This window comes from Saccharothrix sp. NPDC042600, assembly GCF_040647305.1.
Taxonomy (GTDB): Bacteria; Actinomycetota; Actinomycetes; order Mycobacteriales; family Pseudonocardiaceae; genus Actinosynnema; species Actinosynnema mutabilis.
The window spans coordinates 1-13,733 of sequence record NZ_JBEZBW010000040.1; the positions used below are offsets into that span (position 1 = coordinate 1).

Annotated in this window: 14 protein-coding genes; 7 read left to right on the forward strand and 7 right to left on the reverse strand. The window is 72.5% G+C overall.

The window, feature by feature from the left end:
• Positions 1–508 precede the first annotated feature (508 nt).
• The 4 genes from smc to AB0A74_RS23090 all read right to left on the reverse strand — a co-directional run bounded on the left by smc (position 509) and on the right by AB0A74_RS23090 (position 5,658).
• Positions 509–4,117: a chromosome segregation protein SMC gene (gene smc / locus AB0A74_RS23075; RefSeq protein ID WP_358252364.1), complete on the reverse strand. Its 3,609-nt coding sequence runs from the start codon at positions 4,115–4,117 to the stop codon at positions 509–511.
• A gap of 63 nt (positions 4,118–4,180) precedes the next feature.
• A complete protein-coding gene (locus AB0A74_RS23080) occupies positions 4,181–4,825 on the reverse strand; it encodes a zf-HC2 domain-containing protein (RefSeq protein WP_358252366.1) in 645 nt (214 codons plus the stop codon).
• Positions 4,822–5,328 (reverse strand): sigma-70 family RNA polymerase sigma factor, encoded by a 507-nt coding sequence (locus AB0A74_RS23085; protein ID WP_358252368.1) that lies wholly within the window; start codon positions 5,326–5,328, stop codon positions 4,822–4,824. The genes AB0A74_RS23080 and AB0A74_RS23085 overlap by 4 nt, the downstream gene beginning before the upstream one ends.
• Before the next feature lie 33 nt (positions 5,329–5,361).
• Entirely contained in the window at positions 5,362–5,658 is a 297-nt protein-coding gene (locus tag AB0A74_RS23090; RefSeq protein ID WP_358252369.1) for an acylphosphatase, read from the reverse strand.
• 67 nt (positions 5,659–5,725) lie between these two features.
• On the opposite strand from AB0A74_RS23090, the gene AB0A74_RS23095 reads away from it, so the two are divergent.
• The 4 genes from AB0A74_RS23095 (at position 5,726) to AB0A74_RS23110 (ending at position 8,800) form a co-directional block, all read left to right on the forward strand.
• Positions 5,726–6,418 (forward strand): CAP domain-containing protein, encoded by a 693-nt coding sequence (locus tag AB0A74_RS23095; RefSeq protein WP_358252371.1) that lies wholly within the window; start codon positions 5,726–5,728, stop codon positions 6,416–6,418.
• A gap of 13 nt (positions 6,419–6,431) precedes the next feature.
• Entirely contained in the window at positions 6,432–6,920 is a 489-nt protein-coding gene (locus AB0A74_RS23100) for a hypothetical protein (RefSeq protein WP_358252373.1), read from the forward strand.
• Positions 6,921–7,223: 303 nt separating this feature from the next.
• Positions 7,224–7,697, forward strand: coding sequence for a hypothetical protein (locus tag AB0A74_RS23105; protein WP_358252375.1), 474 nt, complete (start codon positions 7,224–7,226; stop codon positions 7,695–7,697).
• Between the two features lie 47 nt (positions 7,698–7,744).
• Complete coding sequence (locus AB0A74_RS23110) at positions 7,745–8,800, forward strand: amidohydrolase family protein (RefSeq protein ID WP_358252377.1); 1,056 nt, start codon at positions 7,745–7,747, stop codon at positions 8,798–8,800.
• A gap of 4 nt (positions 8,801–8,804) precedes the next feature.
• Here the strand turns inward: AB0A74_RS23110 and AB0A74_RS23115 are convergent, their stop codons facing one another.
• Positions 8,805–10,022, reverse strand: coding sequence for an MFS transporter (locus AB0A74_RS23115; RefSeq protein WP_358252379.1), 1,218 nt, complete (start codon positions 10,020–10,022; stop codon positions 8,805–8,807).
• A 174-nt stretch (positions 10,023–10,196) separates the two neighbouring features.
• Here AB0A74_RS23115 and AB0A74_RS23120 point away from each other — a divergent pair, with 174 nt between their 5' ends.
• On the forward strand, positions 10,197–11,042 hold the full coding sequence (locus AB0A74_RS23120; protein ID WP_358252381.1) for a class I SAM-dependent methyltransferase: 846 nt from the start codon (positions 10,197–10,199) through the stop codon (positions 11,040–11,042).
• Between the two features lies 1 nt (position 11,043).
• Here AB0A74_RS23120 and AB0A74_RS23125 read toward each other — a convergent pair whose 3' ends face one another.
• Both AB0A74_RS23125 and AB0A74_RS23130 read right to left on the reverse strand, forming a co-directional pair.
• Positions 11,044–11,571 (reverse strand): GNAT family N-acetyltransferase, encoded by a 528-nt coding sequence (locus tag AB0A74_RS23125; RefSeq protein ID WP_358252383.1) that lies wholly within the window; start codon positions 11,569–11,571, stop codon positions 11,044–11,046.
• On the reverse strand, positions 11,568–12,161 hold the full coding sequence (locus AB0A74_RS23130) for a TetR-like C-terminal domain-containing protein (protein WP_358252384.1): 594 nt from the start codon (positions 12,159–12,161) through the stop codon (positions 11,568–11,570). Before AB0A74_RS23130 ends, AB0A74_RS23125 begins: the two co-directional genes overlap by 4 nt.
• A 16-nt stretch (positions 12,162–12,177) precedes the next feature.
• Between AB0A74_RS23130 and AB0A74_RS23135 the strand changes: the two genes are divergently transcribed.
• Both AB0A74_RS23135 and AB0A74_RS23140 read left to right on the forward strand, forming a co-directional pair.
• Positions 12,178–12,609 (forward strand): DUF6463 family protein, encoded by a 432-nt coding sequence (locus AB0A74_RS23135; protein ID WP_358252386.1) that lies wholly within the window; start codon positions 12,178–12,180, stop codon positions 12,607–12,609.
• Positions 12,606–13,703: an FAD-dependent oxidoreductase gene (locus AB0A74_RS23140; protein WP_358252388.1), complete on the forward strand. Its 1,098-nt coding sequence runs from the start codon at positions 12,606–12,608 to the stop codon at positions 13,701–13,703. The genes AB0A74_RS23135 and AB0A74_RS23140 overlap by 4 nt, the downstream gene beginning before the upstream one ends.
• Positions 13,704–13,733: the final 30 nt, after the last annotated feature.

A 13,733-nucleotide genomic window follows, 5' to 3' on the forward strand; every position in this document is an offset into this window, starting at 1 on the left:
GGCACCCGGGGAAATCTGTGGTTGGCTCCGCCAGGTCATGCGGTGGGGAACACGCAGGCCCTTCCCCCCACTGGAGGCCTCCCGGCCGCTTTTATTTTGAGAGCGCTTCGCGCGTTGCGCGAAGCGCTCCTTAAGCGCGAAGCGCGTTCATCCTTGGTTAGCGCGGAGCGCGTCCCGTTAGGACCCGCGAAGCGTGGGCTTGAGAGCGCAAGCGCAACTCTTAAAGATCAAAAGAGCCTCGCCGGCGGGCGAGCCACCAGAGATGGACACAACTACCAAGGCGGGGGCTTCTTGCTTGTGCCATCTCCGCATGACCCGGCAAAGCCAACCACACTTTTGGTCGGGTGCCGCTAAAATTTTGCTCGTTCCTCACAAAATTTCGGCTGCACCCGACCAAAAGTGTGGTAGCCCTTCGGGCGGGCCATACGGAGATGACACAAGCAAGAAGCCCGGCTTGGGTTGTGTCCACTCCGGTGGACTGCCCGCTGGCGGCTTCGCCGCTGACTTGTTAGGTAGGTTCGTCGGGTTTTTTGGCTGGCTTCAGGTCTTCTCGGCCTCGGAGGCGTTGGGAGATCACCTGGCTGATGCCGTCGCCTCGCATTGAGACGCCGTAGAGGGCGTCTGCGATTTCCATCGTCGGCTTCTGGTGCGTGATGATCAGCAGCTGCGATCGTTCCCGCAGTTGCTCGAACAAGCCGATCAAGCGGTGGAGGTTGGTGTCGTCCAGGGCCGCCTCTACCTCGTCCATCACGTAGAACGGTGACGGCCGGGCGCGGAAGATGGCTACCAGCATCGCCACCGCCGCCAGGGACTTCTCGCCGCCCGAGAGCAGGGACAGGCGCTTGACCTTCTTGCCCGGCGGGCGGGCTTCCAGTTCGATGCCCGTGGTCAGCATGTCTTCCGGTTCGGTCAGGACCAGGCGGCCCTCGCCGCCCGGGAACAGGACCTTGAAGACCACCTCGAACTCGCGGGCCACGTCCTCGTAGGCCGACGTGAAGACCTCCAGGATCTTGTCGTCGACCTCCTTCACCACGGTCAGCAGGTCGCGCCGGGTCGCCTTGATGTCCTCCAGCTGGTTGGACAAGAACTTGTAGCGCTCCTCCAGCGCCGCGAACTCCTCCAGGGCCAGCGGGTTGACCTTGCCCAGCAGGGACAGGTCGCGCTCGGCCCGCTTGGCGCGCCGGGCCTGGGTGTCGCGGTCGTACGGCACGGGCTGGGGCGCGGACACCGTTTCGCCGCGTTCCTTCGCCGCCTCGTACTCGGCCATCTCGCCGGCCGACGGCGGCACGTAGACGTCCGGGCCGTACTCGGCGATCAGGTCTTCCAGGCCGATGCCGAAATCGTCGGCGACCTTGGTCTCCAGTTGCTCGATGCGCATCCGCTGCTCGGCGCGCAGCACCTCGTCACGGTGGACGGCGTCGGTCAGCTTCTCCAGCTCCACCGACATCTCCCGGACCAGGCCGCGGACCTGCGTGAGCAGGGCCTCGTGCCGGGTGCGGCGCTCCTGGGCGGCGTCGCGTTCGCGGGCGGCCCGGGACAGGGAGACCGCGATGCGTTCCAGGGCCGCCTCGCCGCCGCGGACCACGGCCTTCGCCACGACCGCGCCGCGGGCACGGGCCGCGTGGGCGCGGGCGGCGCGTTCGCGGGCCTCGCGTTCGGCTCGGGCGGCTCGGCGGAGGCTGTCGGCCTTGCCCTGGAGGGCGCGGGCGCGTTCCTCGGCGGTGCGCAGGGCCAGGCGCGCGTCCATCTCGGCCTGGCGGGCCGAGGCCAGTTCGGCGGTGGCCTCGTCGCGGTGGGACGTGTCGGGCTCGTCGTCCAAGGGCTGCTCCTCGGCGACCAGGAGGCGTTCCTCCAGTTCGGCGAGCTTGAGCAGGTTCTCCTCGCGGGCCGCCTCGACCTTGCCGCGCTGGACGCGCACGCGTTCCACGTCCGCCTCGGCCGACCGGACCGCCGCCGCGAGGCGGTTGAGCCGCTCCGACGACCGGGCGCGGCGCACCTTGGCCTCGTTGACCTGCTCCTTCAGCGCGCCGACCTCGGCCCGCCTCGCCTGCTGCTCGGCCCGCGCGCCCTCCAGCGCGGCGGCGGCCTGCTCCAGGGCGCGTTCGGCGAGCGCGAGCTTCTCCGACGCCTCGTCCACGGCCGCCTGGACCTCGATGACGCTCTGGCTGCGCCCCGAGCCGCCCGCGGCCCAGTCCGCGCCGAACACGTCTCCCTCGCGGGTGACGGCCCGGACGTCCGGGTGGGTCTCGACCAGCGCGCGGGCGGCCGGCAGGTCGTCCACGACGGCGAGGCGGTCGAGGGCGCGGTGCACGGCCGGGCGCAGCGCCTCGGGGGCGTGCACCAGGTCAACCGCCCAGCGGGCGTTGGGCGGGAGCGCAGGCCAGGCGGAACGGTCGGTGTGGCCGGGGCCGCCGATGAGCACCCCCGCACGCCCGGCGTCCTGGGTCTTGAGGAGTTCGAGGGCGCCCAGGGCGTCCGACCCGGACTCGACGGCGACCGCGTCCGCCACCGGACCCAGGGCGGCGGCCAGCGCCACCTCGTACCCCGGCTCGACGGTGAGCAGGGCGGCGACCGAGCCGAGCAGGCCCGGCAGCCGGGACGCCAGCAACGCGCCGGCGCCGTCCTTGCGGGTCAGGCCCAGGGACAGGGCGTCCACCCGGGCCTTCCAGGACGCGATGTCCCGCTCCGCCGTGCGCTCGGCCTTGACCAGCTCCTCCACCCGGCGGCGGGCGGCCTCGTCCGCCTCGACGGCCTGCCTGTGGCGCTCGTCCAGGCCCGCGTCGTCCTCGTCCTCGGTGCCGGTGACCTCGCGGCCCTCGGCCAGCTCCCGCGCCGCGACCTCCAGCCGCTCCTCGGCCTCGGCCAGCGTCACCGACAGGCGTTCGATCTCCTCGGCCGTCGCGGACGTCTTGGACCGCAGCGCCTCGACCTGGCCGGACAGCCGGGCCAGGCCCTCGCGCCGGTCGGCGATCGCCCGCACGGCCGCCAGGTGCGCCTTCTCCGCGGCCTGCACCATGCGTTCCAGCTCGGCGCGGGTCTCCACGGCCGCGGCCAGGCCGATCCGGGCCTCCGTCACGCCTTCCTGGAGTTCCTGCTCCAACAGCGCGGTCTGCTCGGCCTCGGCCTCCAGCTCGTCCGGGTCGCGCCCGCCGCGCGGGGCCTCCACGGACGCGGACAGGTGGCGCTCGCGCTCGACGGCCAGCCGCACGGTGCCGCGCAGCCGTTCCTCCAGCGCGGACAGCCGGTACCAGGTGTCCTGGGCCTGCTGGAGCTTCGGCGCGTCCGCCGCGACCAGGTCCTCCAGCTCGTTCTGCTGGAGCTGGGCCTGCTGGAGGGACTGCTCGACCTCGGCGCGGCGGGCGCGGGCCTTGGCCTCGTCCTGCTCCTCGCGGGCCAGCGCCTCGCGCTGGGTGACCAGGTCGTCGGCCAACAGGCGCATCCGGGCGTCGCGCAGCTCGGACTGCACGACCTGGGCGCGGCGGGCGATCTCGGCCTGCTTGCCCAGCGGCTTGAGCTGGCGGCGCAGCTCGGCGGTGAGGTCGGTGAGGCGGGTGAGGTTGGCCTGCATCGCCTCCAGCTTCCGCAGCGCCTTCTCCTTGCGCTTGCGGTGCTTGAGGACGCCGGCGGCCTCCTCGACGAACGCCCGGCGCTCCTCGGGCTTGGACTCCAGGATCGCCGAGAGCTGGCCCTGGCCGACGATGACGTGCATCTCGCGGCCGATGCCGGAGTCGGAGAGCAGTTCCTGGATGTCCATCAGGCGGCACGAGTTGCCGTTGATCTCGTACTCGGTGGCGCCCTCGCGGAACATCCGGCGGGTGATCGACACCTCGGTGTACTCGATCGGCAGCATGCCGTCGGAGTTGTCGATGGTCAGCGTCACCTCGGCGCGGCCCAGCGGCGCGCGGCCGGACGTGCCGGCGAAGATGACGTCCTCCATCTTGCCGCCGCGCAGGTCCTTCGCGCCCTGGGTGCCCATCACCCAGCGCAGCGCGTCGAGCACGTTCGACTTGCCGGACCCGTTGGGACCGACGACGCACGTGATGCCCGGCTCGAAGCGCAGCGTGGTAGCCGAGGCGAAGGACTTGAAGCCCTTCAGCGTCAGGCTCTTGAGGTGCACGCGGGGCAGACTACCCGTGCGCTCGGACGCCCAGACGCCTGCCACGCCGCCCAACGGCCCAGTTCAGGGCCTCACCGACACCAGGACCTGCATGTCAACCACCACGTCGAGCCGCTCGATCTGGTCCACGGGGAACGACGTGGAACCCGGGATGCGGGCGTCTTCGGGGTGGTCGGTGCCCCACCAGCCGCCGATCTCGGCGCGGCCGGCCCGGTCGTGGACGACGAGCTTGCACCTCTTCCCCTTGGGGGCGTTGCGGACGGTCAGCCACAACTCGGTGCCCCACTCCTTGGCCACCAGGTCGGCGGTGGCGGTGACCCCGGTGCCGCTGTCGGCGGCGCTGAGGCGGACCGGGTCGCGGTCGCGCGGGGCGAACACCAGCACGCCCACCGCGACCAGCACGACGACCAGCATGCCGACGCCGGCCAGCACCAAGCCCCGACGACGCCCGGACCGGTCCGCCGAACGGGTCGGCTCGGGTCGCGGCGGCAGGGGCGGCAACTCCGGGGCGGGCACCGGGTCGTCGAACGGCACGTCCAGGTCGTCCACGTCCACCTGGGCCAGCAGTCCGGGCAGCGGGGCCAGCCGGACCATCTCCCGGCGGCAGACCGCGCACGTGCGCAGGTGCACCTCGAACGCCGAGCGCTCCGCCGGGTCCAGCGCGCCCAGCAGGTAGGCGCCGAGCGCGACGGTGTGCGTGCAGCTCACGACTCGGTCACCCCCCGTTCCTCCAACGCGTCGCGCAGCGCCCGCAGGGCGTAGAAGCAGCGCGACTTCACCGTCCCCGGCGGGACGCCGAGGACCGCCGCGGCCTCCTTGACCGTGCGGCGGCGGTAGTACAGCTCGACCACGACGGCCCGGTGGTCGGGGCTCAGCGCGCGCAGCGCCTCCGCGACCTGCCAACTCTGCAGCACGTGGTCCACCTGGTCGGCGACCGGCGGCAGGTCGGTCGGCTCGATCGGCACCTCGGAGTTGCGCCCGCCGCGCTTGCGGAACCCGGAGATGACCAGGTTGCGGGCGACGGTGTAGAGCCAGGGGCCGGCGTCGGCCGGGGTCAGCTCGTCGGCGTGCTTCCAGGCGCGCAGGAGGGTCTCCTGGACGACGTCCTCGGCTTGCTGGTGGTCGCCGCCGACCAGGCGCAGGACGTAGCCGTGCAGCGGGCCGCGCCACCGGCCGTACAGCTGCCTGACCACCTCTTCGCCTCGGTCCACATCGCTTTACTACGCCACCGGACCCCTGGGCGTTCAACGCTCGACGAAACCGGTCAAGCCGCCGCGCGGTTCGGACCAGCGTTCCACGACCGAGTCCACCCGACCGGGGGTACGACCGGAACGGAGCGCGTTCAGGAGGCCGTCGCACGCCTCCTGGGTGCCCTCGGCGTTGACCTCGACCCGACCGTCCCGGAGGTTCGAGGCACTGCCGACCAAGCCCAGCTCAAGAGCCCTGGCGCGGGTCCACCAGCGGAAGCCGACGCCCTGCACGTGCCCGCGGACCCACGCGGTGAGCCGAACGGTGTTCTCTGCACCAGCCACAGCGGCCATCCTGACATTTCACCCTTTAGTGGTACGGTGCGCGACCGTGAGTGCGCGGCGCGGTAACCGATCCGTGATGGGCGGACTGGTCGGGCTGCTGCTGGGGGCCGCCGGCGCGACCGGTGTGGCCTTCGCAAGCCCCGAACAGCTCGCCCCCTTCGTGGCGCCCAGCTCAACACAGGTGGCCGAGGGCGACAACCGGGGAGTCGGCGGGGTGGGCGGCGTCGGCGTGCCCGTGCGGACCGGTCAGCCGACCGCGCCGCCGGCGGCCACGACCACCGAACCGACCACGACGACGACCACCACCACCGAGACCACGACCACCACCACCGAGGCGCCGCCGACGACCACCGAGCCGCCGACGCAGCCGCCCGCCACGACCACCACGACACCGCCGCCGGTGTCGGCCACCCAGCGGGTCGTGGAACTGGTGAACGAGGCCCGCGCGGCGGCCGGCTGCCCCGGCCTGAAGGTGGACCAGCGCATCGTCAACGCCGCTCAGGCGCACAGCACCGACATGGCCACCCGCGGCTACTTCTCGCACGACACCCCCGAGGGCGTCGACTTCGCCGAGCGCATGCGCGCGGCCGGCTACCCGAATCCGGGCGGCGAGAACATCGCGCAGGGCTACCGCACGCCCGAGGCGGTCATGAAGGGCTGGATGAACTCCGAGGGTCACCGCCGCAACATCCTGAACTGCGGTTTCACCGCGATCGGCGTCGGCCTGGACACCAACGGTCACTACTGGACCCAGAACTTCGGCTGGTAAGAGGGAGCTGCACGTGACCGACGGGCTGTACGAGACCCCGGAACCCGACCGCCGCCGGCCGCGGGTGTCGCCGAACGTCCTGCTGGCCGCGTCCGGCGTGGCCGTGGCGACGATCTTCGCCACCATCGCGTCCCTGGCGGGAGCCCAGGAGGGCGCGGCCCCGGCGAAGGAGACCCCGCGCCAGGACGTGGTCAACCGCAGCACCCTGACCACGCTCCCCACCACGTCGTCGGCCCCGTCGGTCACCCTGACCACGACCGACACCACGACGACGACCAGCGAGACCACGACGACGACGTCGAAGCGCACCCGGATCACCACCGTCACACGCCCGGACGGCACCACGACGACCACGACGGTCGAAGACACCCAGCCGCCGGCGCAAACGACGACCACGACCACCACGCAGCCGACCAAGCCGACGACCACCGAACCGACCACCACGACCACGACCACCACGACGACCACCACGACGACCCAGGACCCGCCGCCGGGAACCTGATCGCCAAGCACTTCAAAGGGCTGCCAAGCCACAGGAAGGGCCTCGGTTCGTTGCCGTACGGCCTTCCACCCCCAGAGGCCTGCCGCGCGGCGAGCGCCGCTTTCGCTCTCCGCTTTTGATCTTGCGAGCCCGAAGCGCGTCGCTAGAAGCACATCAGGCGTGATCCAAACGAGCCGGTCACCGCTCGGTGACGCACTGCCACACAAACGTGTGGAGGACCGCTCGAACGATGAGGCCGCCGACGCGTTGAGCCGATAACTCGGACACCTGACCATCCGACCGGGTTTCCCACAGGGAGATGGTGTGTTCGAGGAAGATCATCACGAGTCACCGAAGCGCAAGGTCTCGTCGGTCGTGCTGCTGGCCGCCGGTGGCGCGGTCGTCGCCACGGTCATGGCCACCCTTGCCTCGATGCTGGCCACCGGCGACGCCACCCGCGACGCCAACCCCACGCCCAACGCCAACCGCGACGCCGACCGCGAGGCCGGCCCGCCCAGGCACCAGGCCGACGTCCAAGCCACGACCAGCACCGCGGTCCGCGCCGCCACGGACGGCCACACCTCCACCGTGGTCATCACCGTCCCCGCCCCGGACAAGCCCCGCGCCGACGCCCCCGCGCACCAGCCACCACCCCCGGACACGACGCCACCGGTCGAACTCACCACCACCGAACCCCCGACGTCCCCACCCCAGAGCAACCCGCCCACGTCGTGGACCCCCAGCCCCACCGGCTCGTCCAGCACCACCCCACCCACCACCACGACCACCGCGGAGTGACAGACCGGCCGACTTCCGGTTGGCTGGACGCCACACGAGGGGGGACTGTGGCGATCAGGATCCGGGGGCGGGCGCTCCCGCACGGCGAGGAAATCGACCTGCACGCGGACGGCGACCGCTGGACCGACGACCCGGTCCCCACCGCCGAGACGGTCCCCACCGAGACGGTCCGCGGCTGGCTGCTCCCCGGCCTGGTCGACGCCCACACCCACCCCGGCGCCGCCGCCCCGGACGAACCGCTGGACGAGGACCTCCTGCGCGAGCACCTCGTCCAGCACCTCGACACGGGCGTCACCGCCATCCGCTCCCCCGGCCTGGCCGGCGACCCGCCCCCGTGGTTCGGCACCGACCCCGACCTCCCCCGCGCCTTCCACGCGGGCCCCTGGATCGCCCGCCACGGCCAGTTCTTCGACAGCTGGGGCCGCCACGCCGACCTGGCCGAGCTGCCCGCCCTGGCCGCCGCGCAGGCCCGGCGGTCGGGGTGGGCGAAGATCGTCGCGGACTGGGGCCTGGACGACGAGCCCGTCCCGGCCGACGTGATGACCGCCGTCGTCACCGCCGTGCACGCCGCGGGCGGCCGGGTCGCCGTGCACACCCAGCACGCGGCGGGCAGCGCGGCGGCGGTGGCGGCGGGCGTGGACTCGATCGAGCACGGCATGTGGCTGGACCCGGACCTGCTCGACCGCATGGCCCGCCAGGGCACCGCCCTCACGCCCACGCTGTCCGGCTTCGAACGCGCCCTGCCCGGCGCCCTGGCCAAGCCGGACGGTCCCCGCAAGGACTGGTTCGTCGGCGGTGTGCACGCGCTGCGCGAGCTGGTCGGCGCGGCGTCCGAGGCGGGCGTGCGCCTGCTCGCGGGCACCGACTCGATCCCCCACGACCGCCACGCCGTCCTGGCCGAGATCCGCGCCCTGGCCGCCCGCATCGGCCCGCACGAGGCCCTGGGAGCCGCCTCCTGGCACGCCCGCGCGTTCCTCGGCCTCCCCGGCCTGGAACCCGGCGCACCGGCCGACGCGGTCGTCTACGCCGAAGACCCGCGCACCGACCTCGACCAACTGGCGCACCCGGTCGCCGTGATCCTGCGCGGCCGACGCGTCCGCTGACCCGCTAGTCCCGCAACGCGTACCAAGCCGCGACAGCAGTGCCCACGCACAACGCGACCGCACTCCAAGCCAGCGAAGCGTGCACACCCACCGCGGCACCCAACAGCCCCACGGTGAACCCGCTACCGGCCCGCAAACCCCCCGACGACATCCCGTAGACGCCCAGCACGCGCCCCCGGTCCGCCGGCGGGCTGAGCAGCTGCACCACGGTCTGCGTGATCGACATCGACGCCAGGTGCGCCACGCCGCCGACCAGCAACAACACCACCGCCAACGGATAACTGCCGGTCACCGCGAACCCCAGGCTGGTCACGCCGTAGATCCCGGTCGCCACGACCGCCGTCCGCACGGTCGGCCGCAGCCGGGTCGTCGCCTCCAGCAGCACACCGCCCAGGACACCGCCCGCCCCGTTGGCGAACAGCAGCACGCCGTACGCCAGGCCCGCGTCACCCGCGCCCAAGTCGGTCGCGAAGATCGGCATCGCCGATTGGAGCGAAGCGCCGACGAAGAACGACGCCAGGCCCGCCACGGCGATCATCGCCACCAGGGTCCGGTTCGACCCCACCTCCCGCAGCACCCGCAACGACTCCAGCACGCCCACGCGCGGCCGGGCGTGGGCGTCGCGCGTGTGGCCGGTGAACTTGGTGCGGAACAGGAACAGCGTCAACGGCAGGTAGAACGCGATGTTGACGAAGATCCCCGCGGTCGGCCCCAGCCCGAGCAGCAGCACCGACCCGACGACCGGCCCGAACAACACGCCCAGGCTGCGGAACGTCGCGTTGAGCCGCACCGCGCTGGGCAGTTCGTCCGGACCGACGAAGTCGTGCAGCATCAACTGCTCGCCCGGCCCCCACAACGCGCCCGCGATGCCGTGCAGCACCAACAGGACACCCGCGTGCCACACCTGAAGGGTGTCGGTGAGGAACAAGATCCCCCACGCGGCCGACACACCCATGAACAACACCTGCGCGGCCTGGATGACGCGTCGGCAGTCGTAGCGGTCCGCCAACGACCCGAACCACACCGACAGCAGCAGGAACGGCAGCCAGTGGCTGATCACGGCGAACCCGGCGAGCGCAGGCGACCGGAACTTCTCCCACAGCACCCAGTACGTGATGACGTGCTCGACGTTGTCGGCCATCATCGCGAGGCCGGCCCCGAACAGGTACGGCCGGCAGTCCTTGTTGCGCAGCGCGGCGAACCGCCGCGGCGGCCTCGGCACGTGCGTCGGTACACCACAGGCCGCGCACATCTCGTCCTCCTGCGACTCGTCCCCCAGTGGGCCAACGCTAAGGAGGAGCCGCGCACGGCACCTAGGACGTGAGCGAACACGCGGCGCGGATCACACCGGGAAACGCGGTCGCCGGGCCGGGAGGTCCTCGGTAGCGTCCGGCGGATGACCGTGCCGGTGGATCCGACCAACTCCGACCAGTTCACCGCGTGGGACGGCGACCAGGGCGGCTTCTGGGCCGACCACGCCGACCGCTTCGACGGCGGCGCCGCCCGCTACCACGAACGGCTGCTCGACGCGGCCCGCATCGACCCCGCCGACCGCGTCCTCGACATCGGGTGCGGCACCGGCAAGTCCTCCCGGGACGCCGCCCGCCGGGCCGCCCGGGGGCACGTCCTGGGCGTGGACCTGTCCTCGAAGATGATCGCCGTCGCCCGGCGGCGCGCCGAGCGGGAGGGCGTCGCCAACGTCGCCTTCGAGCAGGCCGACGCCCAGGTGCACCCGTTCCCCGAAGCCGCGTTCGACGTCGTGATCAGCCGCCACGGGGTGATGTTCTTCGGCGACCCGGACAAGGCGTTCGCCAACATCGCCCGCGCGTTGCGGCCCGGCGGCCGGATGGCGTTGCTGACGTGGCAACCGTTGGCGCGCAACGAGTTCGCCTCGACGTTCCGCACCCTGTTCGCCGACGGCGAGCCGCTGCCCGAGCCGCCGGCGGACGCGCCGCACCCGTTCTCGCTCAGCGACCCCGACCGCGTCCGCGCCCTGCTGACCGGGGCGGGCCTGACGGACGTCGAGCTGCACGCCGTCAGCGAACCGGTGTGGCTCGGCGACGACGTGGCGGACGCGCTGGCGTTCATCACCGCCCGGCAGGCCGCCCAACTGGCCGAGCTGGACGAGACCGCGCGGGCACGGGTCGTCGAGGCCGCGCGGGAGGACATGGCGCGGCACTGCGACGAGCACGGCGTGCGTTACGCGTCCGCCGCGTGGATCATCCAGGCCACCAGGGCCTGAGTCACCACACGTCGCCGTCCCGCCAGTCGCACGCCAGCTCACCGTCGAGGTCGAGCGGCACCGCGAGGGGCAGCACGTGGACACCGCCGTCGTCGTCCTCGGTGCGCACGAGCCCGCTCGGGGCCAGCACCGAGGACGGCCCGCGCCACAGCACCCAGCCGCGGGCGGTGTAGAACTCCAGCGCCGCGTCGCTCGCGCTCAACGCGCCCAGGTCGTAGGCGCGCCGGATGACCTCCTCCAGCGCCGCCATGACCCCCGCGCCGTGCCCGCGCCCGCGCCGGTCCTCCCGCACGGCGACGGCTTCGACGTACCCGGCCCGCAACGCGCGACCGCCGTGGAGCAGCCGTCGTTGCACGACCGAGCCGTGCCCGACCAGGTCGTCGCCTTCCCAGGCGAACGCGTGGACGCCGCCGAGCGCGTGTTCCCAGTCGTCGTCGGAGAAGTCGCCGTCGAACGCGTCGTCGCACAGCGCCCGTGCGGCCTTGAGCAGGTCGGTGTCCGCGTCCGAGGTGTGCAGGGTCGTGATCATCGGGCCCCCAATCCCTTGTCGACCAACATCATCACCGTACGCGCCAAGCCGGGGGCGGCGTCCGAGGGCAACAGGCCGGCCAGGAGCTGCGAGCACAGGCCGTGCATCACGCAGGACATCAGCAGCGTCACGTCGGCGACCGGGTGCGGGGCCAGCTCGCCGGACTCCTGCGCCGCCTCGACCGCGGTGGCCATGCGGGCGTAGACGCGTCGCTCGGCCGCCGCGAGGTCGGGGAAGTCGGCGCGGCGGGGGACGTCGGCGGACCCGAACATCAGCCGGTAGAGGGACGGGTTGGCCAGCGCGAACGCCAGGTAGCCGTGACCGATGCCGTGCAGCCGCTCCAGGGGCGTGCCGGCGGGTTCGGCGAGCGCGGCCAGTTCCTCGAAGCCCTCCGCCATCACGGCGGCGACCAGTGACGCCTTGTCCGCGAAGTGCCGGTAGGCGGCGGCGTGCGACACCCCGGCCGCGGCGGCGGCCTTGCGCAGGGTCAGGCCTTCCGCGCCCTCGGCGTCCACCAGGGCGCGGGCGGCCGTGACCAGGCCCTCCCGCAGGGCACCGTGGTGGTAGGGCTTACGCGGCGATGTTGCCACTGGTAACTTCCTCCTCATGACTCGCGTCGCCGGAATCCTCCTCGCCGCACTCGGCGCTCTGCACATCGTCCTCACGACCGCGTTCAACCACGAGAGCTGGGCCCGGTGGGTCGGCGCCGGCCTGTGGGCGGCCGTGCCACCGCCGGGGGCGGCGTTCACGGTGGACCAGTACGTGCTGTGGCTGACGTTGGGCAGCTTCGGCGTGCCGTTGCTGCTGTTGGGCTTGGTCGTGGCCGGGGTCGCGCGGCGGGGTGGGCACGTGCCCGCGTACGTCGGGTGGGTCGTCGGGGCGTGGGCGTTGTTGCTGTCGGTCGTGCTGGTGGCCGTGCCGGGGTGGTTGGTGCTGGTGCCGGCGGTGTTGTTGGTGCGTGGCGCACGTCACAGCGGCGCGCTGTCACGGAATGCGTCGCCGTCTCGCTCCACCGTCGAGGAGAGGACGGGGACATGACGGACATCGTGGTCATCGGTGCTGGGTACGCGGGTCTGGCGGCGGCGAAGCTCGCGGCGAGGTGGACCGGCGCCAGGGTCACCCTGGTGAACGAGCGGGACCGGTTCGTGGAGCGGGTGCGGTTGCACCAGTTGGCGGCCGGTCAGACGTTGCGCGACCTGCCGTTGGTGGAGCTGCTGGCCGGCACCGGGGTGGAGTTGGTGGTGGACCGGGTGACGGCGATCGACCCGGCGGCGCGCAAGGTCGTGCTGCGCGGCGGTGCGCTGTCTTACGACCGGTTGATCTACGCCTTGGGCAGCCATGCGGATCTGGGTTCGGTGCCCGGCGTTCGGGAGCACGCGCACACCGTGACCACGTTGGAGGAGGCCGAGCGTTTGCGGGTAGCGCTGGGGCGGGCGCGGGTGGTCGCGGTGGCGGGTGGTGGTCTGACCGGGATCGAGGCTGCCGCGGAACTGGCCGAGGCCCGGCCGGACCTGGAGGTGCACCTGGTCACGGCGGGGACGCTGGGGGCGGCGCTTTCCCCCGCGGGGCGGGCACACCTGCGGAAGGTGTTCGGGCGGTTGGGTGTGGTGGTGCATGAGGACGTGCGGATCACCGCGGTGGATGCGCACGGGTTGGTGGTCGGTGCGGGGCGGGTCGATGCGGACACCGTGGTGTGGACGGCCGGGTTCGCGGTGCCGGAGTTGGCGCGGGCGGCCGGTTTCGAGGTGGACGGCCGCGGGCGGATGGTCGTCGACGACACTCTGACGTCGGTCTCGCACCCGGAGGTGGTGGCCGTTGGTGATGCCGCTGCCATGCGTCGGCCCGATGGCCAGGAGTTGCGGATGGCGTGCGCGACGGGCCTTCCGACCACCCAGCGCGCGGTGCGGGCGCTGGCGGACAGGCTGCGCGGGCGAACGCCGAAGCCGTTCCGGTTCTCGTACATCAACCAGTGCGTGAGCCTCGGGCGGCGGGACGGCTTGATCCAGTTCGTGCGCCCGGACGACAGCCCCCGCGACCGCGTCCTGACGGGCCGGTGGGCGGCGAGGTACAAGGAGGCGGTGGTCCGGTTCACGATCACGTTCGAGCGCCACCCCACCCTGCCGGCCGGGTGACGTTGTCCGCCAACCGGGTGAAAGGGAGAG